This window comes from Streptomyces sp. NBC_00162, assembly GCF_024611995.1.
GTDB lineage: Bacteria > Actinomycetota > Actinomycetes > Streptomycetales > Streptomycetaceae > Streptomyces.
In genome coordinates this window covers 2,579,298-2,604,680 of the sequence record NZ_CP102509.1, presented here as the reverse complement: position 1 = coordinate 2,604,680, position 25,383 = coordinate 2,579,298, and the positions used below count along the sequence as shown (strand labels likewise).

General features: G+C 70.3%; 24 protein-coding genes and 1 pseudogene. 13 read left to right on the top strand and 12 right to left on the bottom strand.

The window, feature by feature from the left end:
- Window positions 1–43 precede the first annotated feature (43 nt).
- From JIW86_RS12290 to JIW86_RS12260, 7 genes are all read right to left on the bottom strand, one after another.
- Window positions 44–1,189, bottom strand: coding sequence for a hypothetical protein (locus JIW86_RS12290; RefSeq protein ID WP_257553792.1), 1,146 nt, complete (start codon window positions 1,187–1,189; stop codon window positions 44–46).
- Window positions 1,190–1,266: 77 nt separating this feature from the next.
- Window positions 1,267–2,475, bottom strand: a complete 1,209-nt coding sequence (locus tag JIW86_RS12285) for an acyl-CoA dehydrogenase family protein (RefSeq protein ID WP_257553791.1) — start codon at window positions 2,473–2,475, stop codon at window positions 1,267–1,269.
- Window positions 2,476–2,532: 57 nt separating this feature from the next.
- A complete protein-coding gene (locus tag JIW86_RS12280; RefSeq protein WP_257553790.1) occupies window positions 2,533–4,749 on the bottom strand; it encodes an iron-containing redox enzyme family protein in 2,217 nt (738 codons plus the stop codon).
- Entirely contained in the window at window positions 4,749–5,711 is a 963-nt protein-coding gene (locus JIW86_RS12275) for a 3-oxoacyl-ACP synthase (protein WP_257553789.1), read from the bottom strand. The genes JIW86_RS12280 and JIW86_RS12275 overlap by 1 nt, the downstream gene beginning before the upstream one ends.
- A complete protein-coding gene (locus tag JIW86_RS12270) occupies window positions 5,708–6,601 on the bottom strand; it encodes an isocitrate lyase/PEP mutase family protein (protein WP_257553788.1) in 894 nt (297 codons plus the stop codon). The genes JIW86_RS12275 and JIW86_RS12270 overlap by 4 nt, the downstream gene beginning before the upstream one ends.
- A 46-nt stretch (window positions 6,602–6,647) precedes the next feature.
- Window positions 6,648–7,439 (bottom strand): thioesterase II family protein, encoded by a 792-nt coding sequence (locus JIW86_RS12265; protein WP_257553787.1) that lies wholly within the window; start codon window positions 7,437–7,439, stop codon window positions 6,648–6,650.
- A gap of 14 nt (window positions 7,440–7,453) precedes the next feature.
- Complete coding sequence (locus JIW86_RS12260; RefSeq protein ID WP_257553786.1) at window positions 7,454–7,660, bottom strand: hypothetical protein; 207 nt, start codon at window positions 7,658–7,660, stop codon at window positions 7,454–7,456.
- A 258-nt stretch (window positions 7,661–7,918) separates the two neighbouring features.
- Between JIW86_RS12260 and JIW86_RS12255 the strand changes: the two genes are divergently transcribed.
- Window positions 7,919–8,731 carry a LuxR C-terminal-related transcriptional regulator gene (locus JIW86_RS12255; RefSeq protein ID WP_257553785.1) on the top strand — a complete coding sequence of 271 codons (813 nt, stop codon included), beginning with the start codon at window positions 7,919–7,921 and terminating at the stop codon, window positions 8,729–8,731.
- A 116-nt stretch (window positions 8,732–8,847) separates the two neighbouring features.
- Here the strand turns inward: JIW86_RS12255 and JIW86_RS12250 are convergent, their stop codons facing one another.
- A complete protein-coding gene (locus JIW86_RS12250) occupies window positions 8,848–9,792 on the bottom strand; it encodes a DMT family transporter (RefSeq protein ID WP_215142423.1) in 945 nt (314 codons plus the stop codon).
- A gap of 9 nt (window positions 9,793–9,801) precedes the next feature.
- The gene (locus JIW86_RS12245; RefSeq protein ID WP_257553784.1) at window positions 9,802–10,749 is read right to left on the bottom strand and encodes a LysR family transcriptional regulator; all 948 of its coding nucleotides are present in this window, start codon (window positions 10,747–10,749) and stop codon (window positions 9,802–9,804) included.
- Between the two features lie 331 nt (window positions 10,750–11,080).
- On the opposite strand from JIW86_RS12245, the gene JIW86_RS12240 reads away from it, so the two are divergent.
- From JIW86_RS12240 to JIW86_RS12220, 5 genes are read left to right on the top strand one after another with little or no spacing between them, the layout of a single operon-like run.
- A complete protein-coding gene (locus tag JIW86_RS12240) occupies window positions 11,081–11,983 on the top strand; it encodes a hypothetical protein (RefSeq protein WP_257553783.1) in 903 nt (300 codons plus the stop codon).
- Window positions 11,980–12,990, top strand: coding sequence for a DMT family transporter (locus tag JIW86_RS12235; RefSeq protein WP_257553782.1), 1,011 nt, complete (start codon window positions 11,980–11,982; stop codon window positions 12,988–12,990). The genes JIW86_RS12240 and JIW86_RS12235 overlap by 4 nt, the downstream gene beginning before the upstream one ends.
- Window positions 12,987–13,970 carry a pyridoxal-phosphate dependent enzyme gene (locus JIW86_RS12230; RefSeq protein ID WP_257553781.1) on the top strand — a complete coding sequence of 328 codons (984 nt, stop codon included), beginning with the start codon at window positions 12,987–12,989 and terminating at the stop codon, window positions 13,968–13,970. Before JIW86_RS12235 ends, JIW86_RS12230 begins: the two co-directional genes overlap by 4 nt.
- Window positions 13,963–14,700: an alanyl-tRNA editing protein gene (locus JIW86_RS12225; RefSeq protein ID WP_257553780.1), complete on the top strand. Its 738-nt coding sequence runs from the start codon at window positions 13,963–13,965 to the stop codon at window positions 14,698–14,700. Before JIW86_RS12230 ends, JIW86_RS12225 begins: the two co-directional genes overlap by 8 nt.
- A complete protein-coding gene (locus JIW86_RS12220) occupies window positions 14,690–15,856 on the top strand; it encodes an aminotransferase class I/II-fold pyridoxal phosphate-dependent enzyme (protein ID WP_257553779.1) in 1,167 nt (388 codons plus the stop codon). The genes JIW86_RS12225 and JIW86_RS12220 overlap by 11 nt, the downstream gene beginning before the upstream one ends.
- Here JIW86_RS12220 and JIW86_RS12215 read toward each other — a convergent pair.
- A pseudogene (locus tag JIW86_RS12215) lies at window positions 15,854–15,985 on the bottom strand (flavin-dependent oxidoreductase); the annotation flags it as partial. The gene JIW86_RS12220 and the pseudogene JIW86_RS12215 overlap by 3 nt on opposite strands.
- A gap of 109 nt (window positions 15,986–16,094) precedes the next feature.
- Here JIW86_RS12215 and JIW86_RS12210 point away from each other — a divergent pair.
- The 6 genes from JIW86_RS12210 (at window position 16,095) to JIW86_RS12185 (ending at window position 22,665) form a co-directional block, all read left to right on the top strand.
- Entirely contained in the window at window positions 16,095–16,661 is a 567-nt protein-coding gene (locus JIW86_RS12210; protein WP_215142411.1) for a TetR/AcrR family transcriptional regulator, read from the top strand.
- A 104-nt stretch (window positions 16,662–16,765) separates the two neighbouring features.
- A complete protein-coding gene (locus tag JIW86_RS12205) occupies window positions 16,766–18,226 on the top strand; it encodes an MFS transporter (RefSeq protein ID WP_257553778.1) in 1,461 nt (486 codons plus the stop codon).
- Between the two features lie 34 nt (window positions 18,227–18,260).
- Window positions 18,261–18,701 (top strand): SRPBCC family protein, encoded by a 441-nt coding sequence (locus tag JIW86_RS12200; protein WP_257553777.1) that lies wholly within the window; start codon window positions 18,261–18,263, stop codon window positions 18,699–18,701.
- A 68-nt stretch (window positions 18,702–18,769) separates the two neighbouring features.
- Window positions 18,770–20,137, top strand: a complete 1,368-nt coding sequence (locus JIW86_RS12195; protein WP_257553776.1) for a carotenoid oxygenase family protein — start codon at window positions 18,770–18,772, stop codon at window positions 20,135–20,137.
- A 92-nt stretch (window positions 20,138–20,229) separates the two neighbouring features.
- Window positions 20,230–20,556 (top strand): hypothetical protein, encoded by a 327-nt coding sequence (locus JIW86_RS12190; RefSeq protein WP_257553775.1) that lies wholly within the window; start codon window positions 20,230–20,232, stop codon window positions 20,554–20,556.
- Between the two features lie 300 nt (window positions 20,557–20,856).
- Window positions 20,857–22,665, top strand: a complete 1,809-nt coding sequence (locus JIW86_RS12185; protein WP_257553774.1) for a glyoxal oxidase — start codon at window positions 20,857–20,859, stop codon at window positions 22,663–22,665.
- A gap of 98 nt (window positions 22,666–22,763) precedes the next feature.
- On the opposite strand, the gene JIW86_RS12180 is transcribed toward JIW86_RS12185, so the two are convergent.
- The gene (locus JIW86_RS12180) at window positions 22,764–23,219 is read right to left on the bottom strand and encodes an Lrp/AsnC family transcriptional regulator (protein ID WP_215142403.1); all 456 of its coding nucleotides are present in this window, start codon (window positions 23,217–23,219) and stop codon (window positions 22,764–22,766) included.
- A 118-nt stretch (window positions 23,220–23,337) separates the two neighbouring features.
- On the opposite strand from JIW86_RS12180, the gene JIW86_RS12175 reads away from it, so the two are divergent.
- Window positions 23,338–24,339, top strand: a complete 1,002-nt coding sequence (locus JIW86_RS12175) for an asparaginase (protein WP_257559297.1) — start codon at window positions 23,338–23,340, stop codon at window positions 24,337–24,339.
- Between the two features lie 56 nt (window positions 24,340–24,395).
- Here JIW86_RS12175 and meaB read toward each other — a convergent pair whose 3' ends face one another.
- Window positions 24,396–25,379, bottom strand: coding sequence for a methylmalonyl Co-A mutase-associated GTPase MeaB (meaB, locus tag JIW86_RS12170; protein WP_257553773.1), 984 nt, complete (start codon window positions 25,377–25,379; stop codon window positions 24,396–24,398).
- Window positions 25,380–25,383: the final 4 nt, after the last annotated feature.

Below are 25,383 nucleotides of genomic sequence, written 5' to 3'. Positions count from 1 at the left end.
CGGTAGCCTTGTGTGTGCTCACTGAGCCGGGCGGATCGCGCCGCTACAGCACCGGGATCCGGGCGTTGGCCAGCCGCCGGTACGTCACTTCGGCCGGCCCGGACGACAGCCGCGCCGGGTCGAACCCGGAGTCCAGCAGCGTCCCGACGACCGCCCCGGCTATCGCCACCGCCAGGCTCCCTCCGGGACACTGGTGGGCGGAGGCGCCGAAGGTGAAGACCACCGGCGCCTCGCGGCCGGGCCGGAAGGCGTGCGGATCGGGGTTGACCGCCGGGTCCCGGTTGGCGGCGGCGAGCAGCACCAGCACCTGCTCGCCCGGCGCGACCTCGGCAGCACCGTGCCGGAACGGCTCGGCGGCGAAGCGGCGGGTGTTCTGGATCGGCGCGTCGTGCCGGGCCACCTCCCGTACGAACCGCTCCCACGCGGCCGGGGTCTTCGGGGTCTCCTCACCCCGGGCCAGCGCGAGCAGCGTGTTCCCGATCAGCCCGGCCGTGGCGTCGTACGTCTGGGACAGGAACCCGACCGCGTTGGCCAGCAGCGGAGCCGTCCGGGTCCAGGAGGCCTCCTGTGCCGCCCGTACGAGCCCGGCGAGCAGCCCGTTCCCGGCGGCCCCCGCGTGTTCGAGACCGGGGCCGAGCAACTCCTGGAGCCGGGCCGCGGCAAGCGCCGCCGCCGCCTGCTGCTCCGGGGTGGCCAGGGCGGGGATGCACTGGACGAAATCGCCGATCAGCCGGGCGGCCTCCGCCGAGCCGTCCGCGTCGAGCCCGCACAGGGCCGCCACGACCCGTGCGGGGACGGCGAACATCAGCTCCTCGAAGGGGACTTCGCCGCCCGTCGCGAGAGATGTCCGGGTCTGATCGGCGGCCAGCCGGGCGGCGTGCACGGGGTCGGCGGTCCCCAGCGCCTCGACGACCACACCCTTCAGGTGCTGCTGGAGGCCCCCGTCGGTCATCCGCACCAGATCCCCGAACACCTCACCGGCGGGGGTGCCGACGATTCCGGCGGGCACCGGCTCGGCCACCGGACGGACCCGCAGGGCGGCGGAGCCCAGCACGGCACGCACGGCCGCAGCGTCCGCCGCGACCCAGGCGTTCAGGGCCGGGTCGAAGGCGAAGGGGCGCTCGGCCACCAGCGCCGCGTAGCCGGGGTACGGGTCCGCCAGCCTGACCGCTTCGATCGGGTTGGTCACCTGTGTGCTCCTTGCTGGGTGTTCGGCATGTCGGTGCCTTGGGGTGGGGGAGGTGGCGTCGCTGAGGGAAGGGTGCGTCAGAGATAGCGGGCGGGGAGCGCGGCGCGCCGGGCGTCGAGGGTGCCCGCGATCGTCAGCCGCATGACCTCCGAGGTGCCCTCGTATATCCGCAGGGAACGGATCTGCCGGTACAGGCGCTCGGTGACGCTGTCCGCGACCACACCCGCCGCGCCGAGCAACTGCACGGCGGAGTCGACGACGTGCTGGGCTTCCTCGGTGGCGTACAGCTTGGCGATGCTCGAATGCCGGGCGAAGCGCCTGCTGCCGTGGTCGGCCTCCCAGCCTGCCCGCGCCACCAGCAGGGCGGCCGCGTTGAGCCGGACGTCCATCTCGGCCAGGGACGCCTTGGTCAGCTGGAGGTCGACCAGTTTCTCGTTGCCGATCCGGCGGGTGCGGGCGTGGGCCAGCGCCGTGTCGGCGGCCCGGCGGGCGAACCCGAGCGCCGCGGCGCCGACCGTCATCCGGAACCGCTCCAGCAGGTCCATGGCGATGACGAAACCCCTGCCCGGCTTGCCCAGTACAGCCTCCCGGGGCACCCGGCAGTTCTCGAAGGAGAGATGGGCGAAGGCGCGCGGGGCGACCGCGTCCAGGCGTTCGTGGACCTGTAGGCCGCGGGAGCCGGCAGGGACGAGGAACGCGGTGAGCCCCAGCGGGCCGGGGCCCTCGCCGGTGCGGGCGATGACGACGTACACGTCCGCGATCCCGGCGTTGGCGATCCACGCCTTCTGCCCGTTCAGGACGTAGCCGCCGTCCTCGTCGCGCTCGGCCTGCAGTCCGACCGAGGCGATGTCCGAACCCGCCTCGCGCTCGGAGACCGCGAACGCGCCGATCAGCGAACCCTCGGCCATCCGTGACAGGTAGTTCTCCTTCTGCTCCTCGCTGCCGTACCGGATGATCGGCGTGGCGGCGAGGGCCTGGATGGAGAAGGAGAAGTCGGCCAGGTCCTCGGCGTAGGCGAGCGCTTCACGCATCAGGCAGATGCTGCGAAAGTCACCGGGGAGGCCGCCGGGCGCGGTCCGAGGGTCCAGGAAGGAGAGCCAGCCGTCCTCGCCGAGCTCCCGTACCAGACGCCGTCCGGCCTTCTCCGGGTCCTGCCGGCGGACCTCCTTCCACAGGGGGGCGCGGCCGTCGCACCAGGTGCCGATGGCGTTCGCGAGGCGGCGGTGCCCGTCGTCGTAGAAGGGGAGGGCCAGGACTTCCTGGTCGAAGGCGCTGGTGAGTTCCAAGGCAGTTCTCCGTGCGAGGGGGCGGACATCGGCGGGTACGGCATCAGGCGTCAGGCATCAGATGAGCAGGCCGGCATCTTCCTCGGCGGGAGTGGCGGCCGGTTGCCCGGCACTGACCTGAGCGACCAGCTTGTGCTCGACGAAGTAGGCGAAGGAGGCGTAGCCGCGCCAGATGCGGCGCCACTCCCGCTGGACGGCCTCCTCACCGGAGTTGCGCCGGATGCCGTCGAGGTAGGAGACGATGATGTCGGCCGACTGCCGGGCGTGCCCGGCGGAGAAATTGTCGATCGACAGGTGTGCCTGCTCGTAGCCCGCGTCGAGGTTGTGGCGGCGCAGCTTCTGTATCTCGTGGAGCCGCATCGCTCCGAGCCCGAACATCTCGATGCCCAGGTTGTAGCCGAGGATCTCGTTGTAGAGGGTGTCGGGGAAGAGCGCCAGGCACACCTGGTGGATGGAGAACCCGTAGAGCCCGTCCGGTAGATCGCCCTGCTCCAGGAACTCGTCCTGGCGGATGTGCGGCAGGTGGATGTCCATGCTGGCCAGCACCTGGTGGATGAGCGTGATGTGGTTCTTGTCGAGGTCGCCGCGGCCCATCTCGTCGGCGTAGATGGAGAACAGCATGTGGTCGCTCTGCCGGTGGTTGCGGCCGAGGTTGCCGATGCGCTGGGCCCAGGTGCCGTCGATCAGGCTGCCGAGGGCGAAGGTGCTCTGCTCGAAGATCACGGTGTCCCGGTCGGGGATCTCGGTGAGGGGCTGGTACGGGTCCACCAGCTTGTCCCAGTAGATCGCGTCGACGCGCGCCATCAGCGCCTCGGGCGTGTAGTCGAAGTACTCGGCATCGGTGAGGGTGCCGCCCGATCCATGGGTGAACAGCAGTTCCGCGTCGGCGAGGTTGGCTTCGGCCCGGTCCCGGGCGGTCCCCAGGATGTGGGGGAACTGCTCGATGTTGACCACGCGGTGGAACAGCTGCCGGTCGTCCAGGCCGGCCGGGGCCTCGGCGAGGACCGTGTCGTCCGGGTCGCTGTCGCGCAGCGCCTCGGTCCAGGCCAGGGCCTGGCCGTCGCCGGCGGTGTTCGGCCGGAAGTCGAGGTCCGCCGGCTCACCCGCCGCGATGGCCTGCGCCCACTGGGTGAACACGGCCGCCTCGTGCTCGTCGAAGATGCCGAACATCGGCCCGCCGAACTTGATGGACCGCAGGAACCGGCACACGCCCTCGCGGGCGGGCTTCATCTGCCTGGCCTCGCGGAACTGGCCGACGAAGGCCGCCAGATCCATGTTCTCGTCGTCGAGCCACTCCGACAGCTTCCGGTCGCCGAGACGGACACTGCGATGCTGGCGGCCCGCGTACGGCGCGTGCCGGGCCACGATCCGCCCGACCTTGGCATCCAGGGACAGTCCGTCGTGCCAGTCGGCCAGCTCGCCGAGGAGTGCGGTGTGTTCCTGCTCCAGGCGCAGCACCAGCTCGATCGAGGCGGTCATCCGCTCCCGGTCCCGTGCGCCGGTCGGCGAGCTCTCGGTCAGCCTGAGGTATTCGGCGAGGAGCGTACGGGCCTCGGCCTCGGCCAGGAAGGGAGTGTCCGTACCCAGCAGCAGATCGTCGACGCCCAGGGCGTTCACGGCGTAGTGCACGCCCACCACTTCGGGCAGGAACGACGCGGGCAGCCGGGAGAGCGCGAGGTAGAAGGAGGCGTGCAGCGCGGTCAGCGGGCGCGCCTCGGTCTCCTTCAGGAAGTCCGCGGTCTCGATCCCGGGCAGGTGCACCTCGAGCTCGGCGAGCGCCCGCCGCCGCCGGGCGAGCAGCCCGCGCTCGGGGGTGCCCTCGCCCTGCAAGAAGAAGTGCTGGCCGAAGAGCCGGTTGACGATGACCGACGGTTGGGTGGCGGTCTGCGAGACATCGTCCAGCCAGCAGCCGGCGAGCAGCATGAGGGGTGCGCGCTGGCGCAGGACGAGGCCGTACGTCTGCGGGCCGCGCTCGCGCAGGCCGGCGAGGGCCGGTTCGATGGCGGTGCGGGCCCGCCGGACGCGGGCGGCGATCGCGTCGGCGTCCGCAGGGGCCTCGTCCTCGGCCGCGGGCAGGAAGGCGTGCAGGGTCCGGCGGGCGACGAGGCGAGTCGTCTCGCTCTCCTGGTCGTCGAGGAGTTGCCGGAAGATGCCGGCGGGTCCGGCCTCGATGACTGCGGCGGCGTCCTCGGCGGCCTTCGGGCTGAACCGGAAGGCCGCGCGGGGCAGGGAGGTGGTCAGGTCCGGAAGGGGAAATCCGGTGTGCGCGTTCATCAGGACTCCGGGGTTTCGTCGCTCGTCGGCTGCTGGGCGGCGGAGAGTTTGCGCAGGAGTACGCCGACCCGTACGCCCGGCACGCTCGACGCCAGGAGGTAGTGACCGCCGTCGCGCAGTTGTCCCGCCTCGGCGCGGTCCACGAGGTTGATCAGGGGGTCGGCCGCGAAGCAGTGTCCGACGCGGGGGATGTTGTCCAGGAACAACTGCCCGGCGCTGAATCCGGCCTGGCGCTCCTTCAGCACGACGATCGGCTTGAAGAGGTTCGGGTGCAGTACGCCGTCGACGTCCTTGAGGGTCAGATCGAGCGGCGTGAGGATCCGGTCGTTGACCACCCGGGCCAGGTCCGAGCTGATCTCGTTGGACCAGCCGAGCGAGGGCGGGTCCTGGGCGGAGGCCCCGCCGAGGATCTCGTACGCGTTATCTCCGTACGGCCGGGCGCTCACCAGGCAGGCAGCCGAACCGTCGCTGAACAGGGCGAAGTTCTCCATCCGGATCGCCTCGTCCGAGATCCGGTCGGTGGTGACGACCAGCACCGTGTGATGCTGCCCGGAAGCCACCAGCGCCTGTGCCAGGCGCAGTCCGACGAGCAGATTGGTGCAGCGGTTCAGGGTGATGCCGGTGAAAGCGGCATCACCCAGCCCGAGGCCGGTCATGACCGCCTGTACGAAGCCCCCGTGGGTGCGGGGGCCGCCGGGAAACCGGGTCGAGCAGAGGATCAGGGCGTCGACCTGGCCGGGCTCCGCCCCGGCTGCGGCGAGCGTCGCCCGGCCGCTTTCCACGGCCAGCGTCTCCAGGTTCTTGCCGGTGCGGTGGATCGTTCCCCAGCCCCACAGCGAGGCCTTGGCCGGCATGCGCAGCTCGGCGGCGCGCGCGGTCAGATTCGCCATGGACGTGTGGTCGGCCGGGTTCTCGCCGAGGACGTAGCGGGGGGCGGACAGATGGACGGGGGTGGCGTTCACCGTGCGGAGTCACTCTCCTGCCCGGCCGACGGGGCCGGTGTCATCATCGCGTTGGCTTCGGGGTAGGGAAGGGCGTCCGCCCCGAAGCCGAAGGTCCCGTGGGTACGGATCTCCTCGGCGGCGCGGACGACCGAACCGAGCGCCGCCCGGGCCAGCGCCGAGCCGACGCTGATCCGTCGTGCGCCGAGTTCGCCGAGCTCCGCCACGGACAGCGGCAGGGCGGGCGAACCCATCAGGACGTTGACCGGGCGCCGGACGGCGGCACACACCGCGCGCACCGCCTCCGCATCCGGGAGGCCCGGCGCGTAGAGGACATCGGCGCCCGCGGCCTCGTACGCCCGCAGTCGGCGGATGGTGTCCGCCAGGTCGGACCGGCCCTGGAAGAAGTTCTCGGCGCGGGCCGTCACGGTGAAGGGGAAGTCGAGCTCCCGGGCGGCGGCGACAGCCGCGGCCACGCGTTCCACGGCTTCCTCCAGGGGACGTACGGGGTCGTCGGCCCGGCCCGTGGAGTCCTCGATCGAGCCTCCGACCAGGCCCGCTGCGGCGGCGAGCCGAATGGTCTCGGCCACGTCCCGCGGGGTGTCCCCGAAACCGCTCTCCAGGTCGGCGGAGACCGGCAGATGCGTCGCTGCCACGATCTCCGCGGCGTTCGCGAGGATCTCAAGCCTGCCCACCAGGTTCGTGCCGTCCGGCCGGCCGAGGCGGTAGGCGAGCCCCGCACCGGTGGTGGCGAGCGCGGCGAAGCCGAGTCCGGTCAGCAGCCGCGCGGTTCCCGCGTCCCACGGGTTGGGGACGACGAAGGGCTCGGTGCCCTGGTGGAGCCGGCGGAAGGCGAGGGCACGGGCGCGCTGATCGACGGGGTCTGCGGAAGGGGCAACGGGCAGGTTCACGGATGGAGTTCCTCTGTGGCGCTCGTGTCGTACGGTTCCGGCACGTTCAGATGAGTTCGACGTGCCAGTCGCCAGGCTGCCCGGCTCCGGGCGCTGCGGGCAGGAGCGACCGCAGGATGTCGGTGACGGTCCGGGAGCGGCCGTCGAAGTAGAAGTGGCCGCCCTCGGCCCGGTGCCGGGCCGGCGGCCGGAGGCATTCCCGTTCCCAGGGCTGCAGCCCGGCCTCGCTGATGTGCGGGTCGTCCGTACCGTTGATCAAGGTCACCGGTACGGACAGGGGTGCGGCCGGCCGGTACGCGTACCCGGCGACCATGCGGAAGTCGGCGCGCAGGTTCGGCAGGAGCAGCTCCTGCAGGGATTCGTCGGCCATGACCTCCGGCGGCAGTCCGCCGAAGAAGCCCACGGCCTCCGTGAACTCCCGGCCTTCCAGCCGGGCGGCCTCCACGACCCGCCGGGTGGGCAGCAGGGAGGGGGCGGAGCAGCCGGAGGCGACCAGGTGGCGGAAGTCCGGCAGGTGACCGATGCGTCGTGCGACCTCGAAAGCGAGCACCGCGCCGAAGCTGTGTCCGAAGAGGACGAAGGGGCGGTCGGCGGTGGCGGAGATCTCGTGCGCCACCGCGTCGGCGAGTTCCGCGACATCGGTGAGTGCGGGCTCCCGGTAGCGGTTGCCGCGTCCCGGCGGGCAGAGCCCGGCGATCTCGGCCACGCCCGCCAGGTCCGACTGCCAGCCGAGGAAGGAGCGCGGGTTACCGCCCGCGTGCGGGAAGCAGTAGACACGTGCGGCGGGCCCCGGCTCGGATTCCGTCCCGTCACACATGAACCAGGGGGAAGAGCTCACTGGAACGACCGTGCTCACGGGGTCACCTTGGGCTTGGTCGAATTCCAGCCAACATCGGCCAGAATTTTCACATCGCCCGATGTCCCGTGAGCGGTGCCCGTGCTCGCGGAGGACACCGCGACCCCGCCGCCGGCCAGCGTGGCCGCAATGGCTGCCGTGGCGATGCGGACCGTCAGGCGCGGCCGGAACGACGTACCGGGGCGGGAAAGGGTCGCCAACATTTCGTCAAGCCTCCAAAAGAGCGGGGCAGGTACCCGCGGACCGTTTAGTGGAGTGAAGGCGATCGCTGCGATCGGCCTTGATCACTCTCGAGTCCGGGTGGACTTTGACTCAAGCTCCGAGATGACTCGTATTCCCGCACTGCTAAAATCCGATGGATCCTAAAAGCCGCACACGGGGATGTATTGGACATTAGGTCGGCATTGCAAGACCCTTTGAGCACTCGGGAAGTGACAGGACGAGCGAGTGGGAGAATGTGAATGGAACACGGAATTCCGGATACCCCGAACGGTGTGCAGCAGCTCATGTCCGAGCACCTGCAGGCGCTCTCCCGGCTTGTCGCGGGCGGCCTGGCCGACCCGGCCGCGGCACCGGCACCGGCCGCGGCACCGGCGGAGAAGGCTCCCCCCGACATCCGGATCCGCTATCACCACGGGCTCGAAGCCATTGGCGCCGCCATCGACGAGGCACTCGCCGATGCGCGCAAGGAGATCCTGACCGCTCAGCCCGACGGGCCGCGCCCAGGGCCGGTTCTTGACGAGGCCCTCGAATCCGTACGCCGCCAGATAGCGGGGGGCATTGCGATGCGCACCCTGTATCAGCACACCACGCGATTCGACGAAGCGACCAAGAATTACGTGCGGACCGTCTCCGATTATGGAGTCCAGGTCCGCACCCTGGCCGAATTCTTTGACCGGATGATCATCGTCGACGAAAGCGTCGCGTTCATTTCTGCGAATGAAACCCGTACCAACGCCATAGCCATCAGGGAGCCCGCCATCGTGCGCTTCCTCAAAGACATATTCGAGCGTTCCTGGGATCGGGCGAATCCCTTCCCCTTCGTTTCGACACATGCCACGAGGGCGGCCGAGCAGGTCATCCCATCACTCCGGAACTCCATCAGCAAACTGCTCGTCTCGGGCTATCCCGACAAGCAGATCGCACGCCGGCTCGGTATCAGCGAGAGATCACTGCAAGGGCATATCGCGGCGATGAAACAGGAACTGGGCGCGCACACCAGAATTCAGTTCGGCTATGAACTGGGCAGAAATGAGACCACGCTCATCCTGTGAGATGGCAGGCATCGAGGAGTAGGCGCGAGAAGCGGGTACGAAAAACAGGGGCGGGGACATCATGTCCCCGCCCCTGTCCGTGTCGCCTCCGGTCCTGCCGACCTCGGCGAGTCACCTCAGCGTGCTGTCTCCACGCTGGCCGCCGGTTCTGCGGTCTCCTCGGGTCCGCGCCTGCGGAAGCCGGGCATCCGGGATACGGCCACGCCACCCAGGCAGATGGCACCGCCGAGGAGTGTGACCCAGCCCGGCACCTCGTCCAGGGCGAGCCAGGAAATGAGGATCACCACGGCGGGCACCGCGTAGGTGGTCGCCCCCATCTTCCCTGCGGTGGTCCGCGACAGCGCGTACGCCCAGGTGGTGAAGGCCAGTGCCGTGGGGAAGAGCCCCAGGTAGACGACATTGAGCGTGGCCGACACAGGCGCCCGGGACAGGTCCGACACCAGCTGCCCGCTGAACGGCAGACACGCGACGGCGCCGATCAGACAGCCGTACGTCGTCACCTGGATCGGGGTCGCATGCCGCAGCGCGGGCTTCTGCAGCACCACGCCGGCCCCGTACGCCACGGCAGCCAGCAGGCAGAGCCCCAGGCCGAGTACCGAGGACGATCCGCCGCCAGACGACGAGAAGCCGACGACGACCGCGCCGACGAACGACACGGCCATGCCGGCCAGCAGCAGCGGAGGGAATCCTTCCTTCAGGAACCAGCCGCCGAGCAGCGCGACCACCATCGGCCCCACGTTGACGACCATGGACGCCGTTCCCGCGTCCACCAGCTGCTCTCCCCAGTTCAGTACGACCATGTAGACGCCGAACCAGAGCACCCCCGATCCCACGATCCCGGGCCATGCCTTCCGCGGCGGCACTCCACCGCCCTTCGCCAACAGCAGGCAGACCAAGGCCAACGAGCCCGTCAGTAGTCGCCCCAGCGCCAGCGCTCCGGGTTCGAAATAGTCGGCGGAGGCACGAATGGATACGAATGCAGAGGCCCAGAGCACCACAGTGACCGATGCGGCTAACAGCGCCCCTCGATCCATTCCGGAACGTCCAGATGATGAGTTCATACGAGCAACCTAGCCTGGGCCGCCGTGAACCGGTGACGTCCTCGGCAAGCGGGCGGCGGATCGTTCCAGTTCGCGGAGCATGAGTCCGACCGCCGGGACGGAGGGGGACGTCGACATGGACAGGGCCACCACCTCCCGGTGCACCGTGGGCTCCAGGCGGAGCAGCCGGATCGCCGCCGACGGCGGTCCGCCCAGGGCCAGTTCCGGCAGAACGGCGACCCCCAGGCCCGCCGCGACCAGGCCGATCACGGTCGGATAGTCGTCCGTTCGGTACTCGGCGCGCGGCTCGAAACCGGCATGCTCGCACAGCCGCAACAGATGGCGGCGACAGCGGTGGCAGCCCATGACCCAGGATTCGCCGGCCAGTTCGGCCAGTTCCACTTGGCCCGCCTCCGCGAGGCGATGTCCTTCCGGCACCAACACGACCAGAGGATCGGTGAGGAGCGGGCGGACCGCGAGGTCCTGCCACTCGCCTTGCGTATTCGAGCCCGAGCCGGGGATCTCCGGGTAGCGGAAGGCCAGGGAGATGTCGCAGTCGGCATTGCGAAGCAGGTCGATGGAGCGCGGCGGAGGCGCCTCCGCGAGAGAAACCTCTACGTCCGGATGGGCGGCGCGCATCGCGGCGATGGCAGACGGTATCAGTGCCGAAGTACCGCTCAGGAATGAGGTGAGCCGGACCCGGCCGGTGCGCAGCCCCGCGAACGCCGCCATCTCCTCCTCGGCCGCGTGGAGTCCGGCGAGCACCCCGGCCGAGTGGCGCACGAGGGCCGCACCGGCCTCGGTGACCCGTACTTCACGGCTGGTGCGGATCAGAAGCGGAGTACCCATGGCCAGTTCGAGGGATTTCATCTGCTGGCTCACGGCCGGCTGGGTACAGCTCAGCTGCCGTGCCGCGGCAGCGAAAGAGCCCGTTTGCGCAACGGCGCGCAGCGTGCGGAGATGACGCGTCTCGATCATGGGGCGAAACGTAAGCAGGAGAAATGGAATCGAGCAACTCCGCTTTAGGGCGCGGTGGTATCGGGCGTTATGCATGGATCGGCAGGTCCACAGAGTGATACAGAGGCAGTTTTGCCGAGTCTTGAACATCAACCGCGAGAGGGGGGTTCGCATAAGAAGTCCTTTCGGCATCGATAAGCAAGATGATCTTGAGCGGGGCGCCTATCGGGGCAACTGGAGCAAACCGGTCACGCGATGTGGTTCACGGTCGCCCCCGCGATGCCCTCGCTTATGGCGGCCAGCAGGTTTCCTTTGGTTGCCGGACCCACTTGATGCCGCGTACAACGACCCCATGCACGACAAGATCGCCAGCACCGTCCACGGCGCATTCGGAGAAATACTGCAGGGCTACACCGTCGGCGCGCGCGGGTTCGAGCACTTCCTCTTCACGGCGCCCGTCGAGGAGCTGAGCTGCGCAGCGCGGCTGCGACGGGCCGAGGGCCCTGACACGCAGGCACTCACGATCAGCCCGGCCGACCGCACCAAAGCGCTCTCCGCCTTCGAGACCCTCAGCGCTGACCTGGGGTTCTCCCACGCCGGTCTCACCATCGACATCACGTCGAACATCCCCGTGGCCAAAGGACACGCGAGCTCGACCGCCGACATCCTGGCCGTCGCCCTGCTCTGCATCCAGGAAGCCCACCCGGCGACCCCCGCGCCAGTGGCGCACGCGCTCGCGCTCTCCGTGGCCCGAAGGCTCGAATACGGCGACTATCTGCTGCACCCCGGAATCGCCTCCTGTGCCCAGCGGTCGCAGACCCTGATCGCGAAATACGACACGGATCTGCGCTGGAGCATCGTCGGAGTGGACGAGGGCGGCTGGGTACGCACGGAGGAGTTCCACCGGGAAATCCCGGAGGACCCGGGGAAGGCCCGTGTCTACGAGCGGCTCTTCGCCGAACTCGACGCGGCACTCCTCGCGAATGACGGCAATGCGGCCGCGGAAATAGCGACTCTCAGCAGCGAACTGCACAATGACCGGCTCCCCAAGAAGTCCCTGGAGGACCTCATGGCGGTCAAGAAGGAATGGGGGGCCCTCGGCGTGTGCGTGGCACACAGCGGAACGGTGGCCGGGCTCATCTTCTCGCAACACCAGACGGACCACGATCTTCGTGTCGCTGAATCCCGGAGTGCACTGCATTCCCTCGGCTACGACAGCCACCTCTACACACTGAAGGAGTCGGGGCACTCATGAGCCGCGCAGTCACGACGGACTCGACGACAGAACCGGGACACGAGGTCCCGGGCCCGGTCCCGGACGCGCCGGAACCCACTGCGGAGGAAAAGCCGGGCAGTCGTGCCCGTTCGCAGCTCATGGTGCTCCTCGCGGTCTGCTGCCTGGCCCTCGGCGGTGTCTTCGTCCGGATCAGCGAGGTGGGTCCGGTGGCCACCGGCGGATACCGTTCGCTGCTTGCCGCGCCCATGCTGCTCGGCATGTCACTGGCGGCCGCCCGCCGCACGCGCGTGAACGCCACCGCCGTCACTGTCTCCGGCGCCGGCCGGCCTCGGATCGGGCGGCGGGACCAGCTCCTGATCGTCCTGGGAGGGCTGTTCCTCGCCGCCGACCTGTGCCTGTGGAACATCTCGTTCCTCTACACCTCGCTGGCCGAGGCGAACCTCCTGGCCAACCTGGTGCCGTTCATCATCGCCCCGCTCTGCTTCCTGCTCTTCGGCGACCGGCTGCCGTGGCGGCTCGCCCTGCCGGCCCTGCTCGCGCTGGCGGGCCTGTACATCCTGGTCATCCTCGGAACGGGCCTCGACCCCCAGCATCTGCGCGGTGACCTCCTTGCCCTGGCCACCGCCGTGTTCTACGCGCTGTTCCTCGTCGTGGCCAAGGGGCTGCGCGAGCGCCACGAAGCCACCCGCATCATGGCCACCCTCAGCCTGGTCTGCGGCCTCGCCTGCTTCGCGGTGGCGGCCCTGCTCGGCGAGAGCATGTGGCCCACCAGCGCGAAGGGCTGGCTCGTACTGATCGCCCTCGCGGTGACCTCGCAGCTGCTCGGCCAGACCCTGATGGCCCACGCCGTGAAGTTCCTGCCGCTCCAGCTCGCCGCGCTGTTCGTGCTGCTGCAGCCGGTCGCCGCGGCCGTCTACGGCCTGGTCCTCTTCGACCAGCGTCTGAGCCTGGTGCAGATGGCGGGCATCGGCGTGCTGCTCGTTTCGATCTTCTGGGCCAAGAACCTCCTGGAGGGCAAGAAGTGAGCCTGGTCCACCCCTCGGCGCCGCGCCACAGCGGCCCCGATCCGTACGAACTCATCGAAGAACTCAGTCGGCTGAGCACATTGGAGTGCGGCGGCTTCGAGGCCTCCGGACTGCGGCTGCGCGCGATCCACGGCAGCCCGGCCACCGAGTCCAGCTTCAAGTCGATCCTCGGCCTCGGACTGCTCCTGCTGGCCCGTGAGGAGGGACTGCTCGCCGAGGGCCAGACCGTCATCGAGTCCACGTCGGGCTCCCTCGGACTCGGCCTGGCGGTAGCCGGCCGGCTGCTCGGGCACCCCGTTCACCTGGTCACCGATCCCGGCATCCCGGACATCACCCGCCGGAAGATCGAACTGGTCGGCGGGGTCCTCCACATCGCCGCGACCCCGCATCCGGTCCTCGGCAGCCAGCAGGCCCGCGACGACCTGCTGCGGACCATCCTGTCCGAGCACCCCGACTACTACTGGACCAACCAGAACGACAGCCCGCTCAACCCGCAGGTCTACACCCGCTGGGTGGTACCGCACCTGATGGCCGCCCTCGACTTCTCCCGGATCACCGCCGGAATCTTCTGCGTGGGCAGCGGCGGTCACTTCGCCGCCCTGTCCGCGATGCTGGAGGCCAAGGGCATCCCCTCCTACGTGGCGGACCGCGAGGGTTCGATCACCTTCGGCGGCTCGCCGGCCCGGAGCATCCTGCGCGGCACCGGCAATCAGAACCGGATCCCCGCCGTGATCGACGCGGCCAGGACCCGGGTCGAGGGCGTCTACCGGGTATCCGACGCACAGGCCTGCGACGGCGTGCGAGAGCTGGCCGCCAGAGGGCTCAGCGTGGGCGGATCGTCCGGCGTCTGCTTCATGGGCGCGCGCCAACTCGCCGCGGACCTCGGCCCGTCCGCCGACGGCGAGATACTCACCTTCTTCGCCGACCGCGGCGAACTGTACGGAACGACACTGCTGAACGGAGGACGGACCGATGCTTAACCCCGCCCTGTGGAGCAAGGCTCCCGCCACAGCCCAGCTCTACCACCACGACCCGTACGCGACGACCGCGACGGCCGTCGTCCTGGCGGTCGAGGGGCACCACGCGGTCTTCGACCGTTCACTGTTCTACGCCGAGTCCGGCGGGCAGGTCGCCGACCAGGGAACCGTCGACGGACAGCGAGTGGTGGACGTACAGAAGGCGGGCGGTCGGCCCTATCAGCTGCCCAACGGTGAAGTCGCCACGATCGACTCGGTGTTCTGTCACGTGTTCGAGGAACCCTGCTCGCTCGAGGTGGGAGCGGAGGTCACCATGGAGATCGACTGGGAACGCCGCTTCCGCAACATGCAGATGCACACCCTGGCGCACTTCCTGTTCCACGCCACCGGTGAATACCTCACGGCGCACGGCCAGGCGCGCTCGACCCGCGGCTGTCACATCAGCGACAGTGCCGCACGCTTCGACTTCGGCTGTTCGATCCCCAGCGAGGCGGTGCAGGAGATCCAAGGCCGTGTCCTCGCCCTTCTCGATGCCGCCGGGGAGGCGGTCGTGACCCCCCTGCCGGGGGCCGACGACGTCTTCGTCTGGCGTTCGGGAGAGATCGAGATCCCCTGCGGCGGCACCCACGTGCGGCATCCGAAGGAGATCCTGGGCGGCATCACCGTGCGCCGCCGCACCAAGGGAAAGGGCGGCACCCGCCTCTATGTCGAGCTGGATCGCGATGCGGACTGACGACCGGCTCACGCACGGGGACGCCCCGAGGTTCACAGCGGACGCGGACGTCCTGCGCGCCCGGCGCACTCTGAAGTGGCAGGTGGGCGCGCTCGAACCGGACCGGATCTGCCTCGGTGTCGCGGAAATGGATCTGGAGGCACCGGAGTTCCTCCGCCGCGCCCTCGAACGCGCCGTGCGGGAGGGCGAGACGGGATACGGCCTCACCGGCGAGCAGGAGCGGGCCTGCGCACGCCATCTGGCCCGAGAGCACCACGCCTCCACAGCAGGACTTCGCTGCACCACCGACATACTGACCGGGCTGCGGTCACTCCTGCGGGACCAGCTGCCGCCCGGCAGCCCCGTCATCGTGGAGACACCGGTGTACGGCGACCTGTTCACGGTGATCGAAGAGGCCGGCATGCGCCCGGTGGCCGTGCCGCTGCTTCAGGACGAGGCCGGCTACCGGCACGACTTCGCCGCGCTCGAGGCTGCCGCGGCGGCCGGTGCGGGGGCCTGGATTCTGTGCCAGCCGCACAACCCGGTAGGGCGGGCCTGGAACACCGACGAGATCACCGCGGCGCTCTCCCTCGCCCTGGAACACGATCTGCTGCTGCTCGCGAACGAAGTGCACATGCCGCTCGGACTCGCGGGGCAGCCGCGGTCCGTGTTCGCCGACCCCGCCGTGCACCGGGCCCGGGTCTTCGGCCTCACTTCGGCGTCCAAGGCATTCAACATCGCCGGCCTGAAGAGCGCCACGGTCTATGCCTCGGACCGCACGGCCGAGGCACTTGCCGGGCTGCCGCAGAGTCTGCTTGGGCGCCCCGGAAGCTTCGGCGCCATCGCCACGGTCGCCTGCTACGAGCAGGGGACCGGATGGCTGGCCGCACTGCGTGCCGTACTCGCCGAGCGCGTGGAATCGGTCCGTACGGAACTCTCCCGGCTCCCCCTGCGGGTGGACGCCGTCGCACCCGAGGCCACCTACCTGGTGTGGGCCGGATTCCCCGAGCCGGACCAGGCGGAGCGCTTCGCCCGCGCCCTCGCCCGCGCCAGGGTCCACACGCTTCCCGGGGCCGCGTTCGGAGGCGATGCCTACGCCGGGTACTTCCGGATCAACGCCGCCAGCCATCCGGCGGTCCTGGGTGAGGCGTTCGACCGGATCGGGGCGGCGCTGTGAATGCGATCCGCCGTTCATGCCCATGGGGAACATCGGGTGTGCGGCGTCGCCGAGCAGGGTGACCCGTCCGAAGCTCCAGGACGGCAGGGGATCGCGGTCGAGCATCGGGTACTCGAAGATCGCCGAGGAGCGTCAGGCGAGCGTGGCGAGGTCGATCCACTCGACGAGGCGGGCGAGGCCGTCGCAAGGCGCCGGGGGATGCGTTGACACGCAAGAGTGTGAGTGGTTGAGTACTCACATGAAGAGCGAACGACCCCGAAAGCTTTCCACCGCCGAAGAGCGCCGCGAGACGGTGCTGCGCACCGCCATCGGCGCCTTCGCGGCGCGTGGCTACTGGGGCACCACCACCTCCGAGGTGGCGAAGGCGGCCGGCATCTCGCAGGCGTACGTCTACCGCTTGTTCCCGAGCAAGGAGCTGCTGTTCACCGCGGTGGTCGAGCACTGCTTCGTGCTGGTCCGGGCCAGCCTGGAGCGGGCGGCGGCCGAGGCGAAGGGCAGCTCCGCCGAGGTGGTCCTGGAGGCCATGGGGGACTCCTACGCGCTGCTGATCAGCGACAAGGACCTGATGCTGATTCAGCTGCACGCCCAGGCCGCGGCCGTCTCCGAGCCGGCCGTGCGTGAGGCGGTCCGGCAGGGTTACGCCCGGGTGGTGGAGTACGTACGCGGAGCTTCGGGCGGCACGGAGGAGCAGGTCCAGCAGTTCTTCGCGCTCGGCATGCTGTGCCACCTCATCGTCTCCATGGGGGCCGACGAGGTGGACGCCCCCTGGATCCGAACACTGTCCGCGGGCATCACGCACTACTGACGTCCGGCTCGCGGCCGGACGGCTGGAATTGTCGGCGGGGCATGCGGCCCCGCCTTTCCTTAGGCGTCAAGTGTGAGTGGTTAACCACTCAAGGAGGATCGGTCGTGAGGATCACCGCCACCACCCGCAGTCCCGGAGCGGCGCTCGCCGCTCTGGCGGGGGCGCAGTTCACGGTCATGCTCGCCACCTCGATCGTGAACGTGGGCCTGCCGCAGATCCGCGACGGCGTCGGGCTGTCGGACGGCGGCATGACGTGGGTGGTGAACGCCTATGGGCTGGCCTTCGGCGCACTGCTGCTGGCCGGCGGAAGGGCGGCCGACCTGCTCGGCCGGCGCCGGGTACTGCTCGCGGGTCTCGCGGTGTTCGGGGCCGCCTCGCTGGCTGCGGGGCTGGCAGCCTCGCCCCCGGTGCTGATCGCGGCCCGTGCGGTGCAGGGCCTGGGCGCGGCGGCGATCGCGCCGGCGGCGCTGGCCCTGGTGATGGACCTGTTCCCGCCAGGACCCGGGCGGGGGAGGGCACTTGGCGTGTGGGGCGCGGTGTCCGGCGCGGGAGGCGCGGCCGGAGTCCTGCTCGGTGGTGTCCTCACCCAGGCGTGGGGCTGGCCGTGGATCTTCTTCGCCGTCGCCATCGGCGCGCTCCTGGTCCTGGCCGGTGTTGCCCTCAGCGTGCCGCCGAGCCCGGTCGGCGCCGGCGGCCGGTTCGACCTGCCCGGCGCCGCCGCCGTCACCCTCGCGCTGACCGCCCTGGTGTGGGGCCTGACCACCGCCCGCCGCTCGGGCTGGACGGACACCGCCGTCCTCGGGGCCTTCGCCGTCACCGCCGTGCTGCTGGCCGTGTTCGTCCTGGTCGAGCGCCGCCACCCGAATCCGCTGCTGCCTCCACGCCTGTTCCGCGCCGGTCGCGTCACCGTCGGCAACCTGCTGATGGCACTGCTGGGCTCGGTGTGGATCGCCCTGTTCTTCTTCCTGCCGCTCTACCAGCAGCAGGTCCTCGGCTCCAGCCCCCTGGTCACCGGCCTGGGCCAACTCCCGCTCGCCGCAGCCAACATGCTCGGCTCCGCCCTCGCCCCGCGGATCTCCCGCCGGATCGGCGCCACCGCGACGGTGACCGGCGCCCTGCTGACCGAAGCCGCCGGACTGCTGTGGCTGTCCCGGATCACCGCCCACGGCAGCTACCTCGCCGACGTCCTCGGAGCCAGCACCCTCATCGGACTGGGCCTGAGCATCGCCTTCGTCCAGCTCACCGCCCTCTCCGTGGACGGCGTCGCCAAGCAGGACAGCGGGCTGGCCGGCGGCCTGGTGAACACCTCCCGGCAGGTCGGCGGCGCCATCGGCCTCGCCGTACTGGCCACCCTCGCGGGCACCACCACCGCCCACGCAGCCGCCCACCAGCCCCAACTGGAGGCGCTCACCGCCGGCTACCGCACCGCCTTCGCCATCTCCGCCGCCGTCCTGGCCGCGACCGCCGCCCTTGCAGCCCTCCTGACCCGACGAAGCCGTACCCCGGACGGGAAGGCACCGTCCACCACCGACGCCGCGCCGTCCACCACCATCCGCACCCGCTGACCCATCGCCGGATCCACCGAGAGGAAGACGCACCATGTTCACCATCGACGAGACCGCTCCCGTCATCGTCCGCCTGTCCACCGTGATCGACGCCCCGCTGGAGCGGGTCTGGGACCTGTACACCGACATCGACACCTGGCCGAGCTGGAACGCCGATGTCGACCAGGCCGAGCTCGACGGACCGCTGCTGCCGGGCGGCTCCTTCAGCTGGAAGACGCACGGGCTGGACATCACCTCCACCATCCGCGAGATCGTCCCCGGCGAGCGCCTGGTCTGGGGCGGCCCCGCCAACGGCATCGAGGGCGTCCACGTGTGGACCTTCGAGCAGACCGGCAGCCGGGTCACCGTCCACACCGAGGAGTCCTGGAGCGGCGCCCCCGTCGACGCCGCGACCGCCGAGCTCGGCCAGGCCCTCCACGACTCCCTGACCGCCTGGCTCGCCGCCCTCAAGTCCCGCGCGGAGCAGGCCGGCTGACCTCAGTCACCCACCGCGCCCGCCACATCTCTCATCCGTCACCGTCACACGAAGCGAGGTTTCCTGCCATGACCACCACCGCCAAGCCCTACCTGACCGGCCACTACGCCCCGGCCGTCGACGAGATCACCGCCACCGAGCTCACCGTCGAGGGCAACCTGCCGCCGGAGCTGACCGGCCGGCTGATCCGCAACAGCCACAACCCCAAGCCCGGCGTCACCCCCACCCACTGGTTCAAGGGCAGCGGCATGGTCCACGGCATCCGGCTGCGGGAAGGCCGCGCCGAGTGGTACCGCAACCGCTGGGTGCACACCCCCGCCCTGGACGGCGCCCCCTACATGACCGAGCACGGCCCGGACCTGACGGCCAGTACTGCCGGCACCCACGTCATCGAGCACGCCGGACGCCTGCTCGCGCTCTGCGAGGCGAACTTCCCCTTCGAGCTCACCCGGGACCTCGACACGGTCGGCGCCTACGACTTCGACGGCAAGCTGCGCGGCGCGATGACCGCGCACCCGAAGACCGACCCGGTCACCGGGGAGCTGCACTTCTTCGGCTCCTCGCCGTTCCCGCCCTACCTCATGTACTACGTGGCCGACGCCAAGGGCCAGGTCACGCACAGTTTCGAGGTGCCGGGGGCCACCGCCTCCCTCAAGCACGACTTCGCGCTCACCCGCCACTACGTGGTCTTCGTCGAGGGCAGCGTCACCTTCGACCCGACCGAGCACTCGGGCATCCCCTACGGCTGGAGCGATGCCCAGCCGGCCCGGATCGGCGTCATGCCGCGCGGTCCGCAGGGCGCCGGGCAGATCCGCTGGTTCTCCATCGAGCCCGGCAACATGCTGCACGCCGCCAACGCCTACGAGGACGCCGCGGGCCGGATCGTGCTGGAAGGCCCGACGGTGGACCGGGAAGGATTCCAGCTCTCCTGGAACTGGTGGGTCGGCGCCCCCGGCCGCGGTACCGAGCCCAACACCCGCTCCTTCAACCGCCGATGGGTCATCGATCTGGCCGCCGGCAGCGTCGACGAGCAGGCCATCGACGACCTCGCCGTCGAATTCCCCACGCTCAACGAGGAGTTCCTCGGCGCCGAGAACCGCTACCAGTACGCGGTCTCCTTCCCCGACCAGGACGGTCTCGGCGGCTACGGCATCGTCAAGTACGACCGCACCACCGGTGCCCGCCGCATCCACCAGGCCGGCGACGCCCGCCTGCCCAGCGAGGCCGTCTTCGTCCCCGCCGCCGGTGCCACCCGCGAGGACGACGGCTACCTCCTCACCGTCCTCTCCGACCTCAAGCAGGACGCCTCCCAGCTCCTGGTCCTGGACGCCTCCGGCCTCGACCGGATCGCCACCGTCCACCTCCCGCGCCGCGTCACCGCCGGCATCCACGGCTCCTGGATCCCGGACACGGCCCTCGACGGCACCGACAACTGACCCGACCGGGCCCCGGGGGACTCCGCCCACCCCGGGGCCCGGTCCCGGTCCTGCAGACCCCGCCACCGACCCAGTTCGCGAAAAGGACTCCCGTGCTCAAGCTCACCGCAGCCGGTTTCGCCGCCACCACCGCGCTCGTCCTCGCCACTTCCGGCACCGCCCACGCCCTCGGCGACGACAAGCCCGCCGCGAACCGTGCCGCCGCCGTCGCGAAGTGCCCGACCGACGTACGGATCGATGAGACCGCGCCGGTCATCACCCGCAAGGACATCCTCAGCCGTGGCGCGGGTGGAGGCGGGTGCCGGTACGGCGGTAGTCGACCAATGGGGAACGAAGCCCCGGGTCGACCGGGCGGGTCGGGTGGTACGGGGCTTGTGGTCCTCACTCTCTGTTCGGGCCAGTGTCATAGGTCGGTGTGAGTGGCGGTTCTGGAGGTGGTCGGTGGCAGCGGGTGACGCTTCGCCAGGGGGTTGCGTTCAGGTGGTGCGGTCGGCGTGTCCGTCTACGAAGAGTGACGGCCGTGCGGGGGACCGCGGTGCGGGTGGGGGAGTGGGGTTCGGGCAGGTCGGGGCTGGGGTGTGACACCGACGGGCGTGTGCCCGGGGGCGGGGGTTCGGTGAGCGCGGTGTGTGTATCTCGTCATACATCTGTCGCTGTGGGTGATCAACGCCCACGGCAGGCTTCCCGTCTGTCCGCAGTGCTCACAGGTGAGGAGTCACATGTCACGCACGCACCGCTCCAAGAGACTCGCGGCGTCGCTCTCCGCGCTCGCGGCCACCGCCCTCTTCGTCGCCGCCGTTCCGGCCACCGCCCACGACGGGGACGGCCATCCCGACGAAGCAGCGGCGCTGGGGACCGGGCACGCTCAGGAGCATGCCAAGATCCGCGCGGCGGCCCAGGCGCTGGGCGGGTATTCCCAGCTGGCGCGGATCGAGAGCCTGAACGATCTGACCAGGTCCCAGGAGCTGGCGAACTCGAAGTTCCATCCCAAAGCGTACGGGCAGTTCGCGGAGTACTTCCAGTCGCCCGACTTCGCCGCCCACATCGCCATGCTGCCCACCGGCAAGGTGCTGCTCTTCTCCTTCGAGCGCGTCGAGACCGACCCCACGGAGGAGCCGGCACCGACCAACACGCTCGGGCCGGAGAACGCCGGCCGCGCCTTCCTCTGGGATCCGGGGAAGGGGACCGGCCCCGAGGCGTTCAAAAAGGTCACCCCGCCCGAGCTGGTCGTGCCGGACGGCACGGACGTGAAGCGCCCGGCCCCCTTCTTCTGTGCCGGGCACGCCTTCCTGCCCAACGGCATGCTCGGCGTCTTCGGCGGGAACCTCGGCTACGGCGGAGGCGCCGGAGCGAAGCTGTCCCTCGTCTTCGACCCGTGGACCGAGTCGTGGGCGGTCAACAAGGACATGTCGGTGGGCCGCTGGTACCCGACCGTCGCCACCGCCCCCGACGGGCGCCTGCTCATCATGTCCGGGCACACCGAGCAAGGTTGGGGCACCTCCACCTCGGTCGTCGAGCGGTTCCCGGCCAAGAGCCACCCGGTGCCCTTCGAGAAGACCGTGATCCCGCGGGACGTTCCCACCGACACCCTTCGTGTCGACGCCCCGTTCGGCGAGGACAGCGACTACCCGCACCTGTTCACCCTGCGCGACGGAAAGGTGTACGGCCTGGGCCGCCACGCCGCCCGGCAGTGGGCCTTCGATCCGGTCGCGGAGACGCGTACGGACCTTCCCGCCCGCCCGGACGGGGTCCACCGCGGCTACGGCTCGGCGGTGGCGCTGCCCGCCGGATTCCGCGGCCCCGACTCCGTACTGATCCTCGGCGGCGACCGCGACGACCCCAACACCTACCAGCTCGCGAACGGGGTGTGGGAGAAGAAGCAGCCGCGCGCCTTCGGCCGGACCCAGGACAACACCCTCCTCCTCCCGGACGCGAGCCTGCTGACGGTCAACGGCGCCTACGGCATCCGGGATTACGGAAACGGCGACTACAACCCCAAGTCCGATCTCAAGTACCGCCAGATCGAGACCCGCAACGCGCTCGGGGAGTGGCGGCTCGGGCCCGTGCAGCGGCTGCCGCGCGGCTACCACGCCAACTCGGTCGTCCTGCCCGACGGCCGCGTCATGGTCACCGGCGACGAACTCCAGCAGCTCGCCAACGACCCGAAGATCGACGACGACATGAACGGCAGCATCGAGATCTTCGAGCCCGCCTACCTCCACCAGGGCTCCCGGCCCAGGCTCGACCACGTGCCGAGCGGCCCCATCGGCTTCGACTCCCGTTTCAAGGTGACGACTTCGACCCCCGGGCAGGTCAAGAAGGCCGTCCTGCTGGCGCCGACCACCGCGACCCACGCGGTCAACACCAGTCAGCGCCACCTGGAACTGCGGATCGTCCACCGTCAGGGCAACACGGTCGGGCTCCAGGCCCCGCCCTCCGCCAGTGACGCCCCGCCCGGCCACTACATGCTCTTCCTGCTGGACGAGAAGGGCGTACCGAGCACGGCCAAGTTCGTTTCCCTGCGCTGAACGAAACGAACGGGAGCGACGGCCCGGTCCTGGATTCCGCGCTCATGGATTCCGGGGCGGGGCCGTCGCCTGTGGCGAGAGGTTTTACAGAGCGTGTTTCAGCGTTCGACGGGGAGGCCGGTCGGTTCCTTGATGCGCTTCATGATGATCTGCGAGTTGACCTCGGTGATCCCGGAGAGCGCCGTCAGCTGCTCGATCCACAGGCGTTCGTACGCGCGCAGGTCCGCGACGGCGATCCGCAGCAGGCAGCCCGGGCTGCCGAAGAGGCGGTAGGCCTCGATGACGTCGGGGATGTCCTGGAGGGCGGCCTCGAACGCCTCGACCGCCTCGCGGTCGCGGCGGACCTCCACCGAGACGAGCACCTCGAAGCCGCGGCCCACCGCCTCGGGGGAGATCACGGCGCGGTAGCCCTGGATCACCCCGTCCTGTTCCAGCTGGCGCACCCGGCGCATGCAGGGGGAGGGGGTCAGTCCCACGCGCTGGGCGAGTTCCTGGTTGCTCAGGCGACCGTCCGCCTGGAGCTCGCGCAAGATATCCCGGTCAATGGCATCCATTACGCAATTATCACCCACCGGGTGTTACGGGAGAGGTGAAAGAAGCAATCACATTGCGCGTAGATCTCTCTATCATTGCTGTTTCAGTACATACGTGCGAGGAGAGGTGGCCGCGGCCATGGGGCGGATCGTCGTCATCAGCACCGGCGGAACGATAGCCAGCCGCTGGCAGGGCTCCGGATTCGCGGCGGACGCCGACGGCAGCGAGGTCATGGCCACGGCGCCGCTGCCCGAAGGCATCGACGTCGAGGTCGTGGACCTGTTCAGCGTGAACAGCCCGCGGCTCACCACCGCCCACCAGCTCACCCTGCTGCGCACCGTGCACGAGGTGCTCGCCGACCCCGGCGTCGACGGCATCGTCGTCACCCACGGCACGGACACCCTGGAGGAGTCGGCGTTCCTCGTCGACCTGCACCACCACGACGCGCGCTCCGTGGTGTTCACCGGCTCGCAGCGCCCCATGGGCACCGCGGACGGGGACGGGCCGGAGAACCTGTACGACGCGCTCCTCACCGCCTCCACCACGCGCGGGCTGGGCGTGCTGATCGCCTTCGCGGGGCGGGTGCACGCCGCGCGCGGCACGGTGAAGACGCAGGCCGTGGCGATGGACGCGTTCGCCGACCCCTCGAAGGAACTGCTCGGGAAGATCGGCTTCGGCAAGGTCGCCATCCTGCGCGAACCCCAGCGGCCCGCCCCGCTCGCGCTGCCGGCCATGCCGGAGCTGCCGCCGCGCGTGGACGTGGTGGTGCACCACGCCGATGGCGACGCGGTGCTGCTGAACGCCGCCGTCGCGGCCGGTGCGCGGGGTGTCGTCCTCGTAGGGACGGGCGCGGGCAACGCGACTCCCGAGATCGTGGACGCCGTCAAGGCCGCCGTCGGGCGCGGGGTGCTGGTCGCGCTGACCACGCGGGTGATGGCCGGGCCGGTCACCGAGATCTACACGCACGGCGGGGCGGTGGATCTGGTGGCGGCGGGTGCGGTGCCGACGGGGACGCTGCGGGCCGGTCAGGCCCGGATCGCCGTCCTGTCCGCGCTGCTCGCCTCCGGCGAGGTGGCCGAGCAGACCCGCGTCCTGCGTGAGGTGCTCGGGGCCGCCGGGTCGGTGCTGGTCGAGGCGTAGCCTGCGGCGCCGCCGTTGCTGGGGGCTCCGCCCCCAGCCCCGCCGGCGGCGTTTTGTCAGGCGCGGCCGAAGGCCGTCAGGATCTGGTCCGCCGCCGCGGTGGCGGTGACGCGGCCTGCTCGGACCGCCGCTTCGAGGTCCGGCGCGAGGGAGCGTACGGCCGGATCCGAGCGCAGGCGTTCCAGGAGTTCGTCGCGGACCATCGACCAGGTCCACTCCACCTGCTGGGCCGCCCGCTTCGCCGTCAGGCGGCCGTTCGCGTCCAGGAGCCGGCGGTGCTGTTCGAGGCGGTTCCAGATTTCGTCCAGGCCCGCCGACTCCCGTGCGCTGCACGTCAGCACCGGCGGGGTCCATGCCGAGTCCGCCGGGTGCATCAGACGCAGCGCGCCCGACAGTTCGCGGGCGGCGGCCTTCGCGTCGCGCTCGTGCGGGCCGTCCGCCTTGTTCACCGCCAGGACGTCGGCCAGTTCCAGGACGCCCTTCTTGATGCCCTGGAGCTGGTCGCCCGTACGGGCGAGGGAGAGCAGGAGGAAGGAGTCGACCATGCCCGCGACCGTGGTCTCGGACTGGCCGACGCCGACCGTCTCGACGAGGACCACGTCGTAGCCCGCCGCCTCCATGACGATCATCGACTCGCGGGTGGCCTTCGCGACCCCGCCCAGGGTTCCGGCGGACGGTGAGGGGCGGACGAACGCCGCGGGGTCCACGGCGAGGCGCTCCATCCGCGTCTTGTCGCCGAGGATGGAGCCGCCCGTGCGCTTGGACGAAGGGTCCACCGCCAGCACCGCGACCCGGTGGCCCAGACCCGTCAGCATCGTGCCGAACGCGTCGATGAAGGTGGACTTGCCCACCCCCGGCACCCCGCTGATCCCGATCCGGCGTGCCCTCCCCGCATGGGGGAGGAGCTCCGTCAACAACGCCTGCGCCAGCGCCCGGTGGGCGGGCAGGGTGGACTCGACGAGGGTGATCGCCCGCGCGATGGACGCGCGTTTCCCGTCGAGCACGCCCTTCGCGTACGCCTCGATGTCGATCTTCGGCACCGGC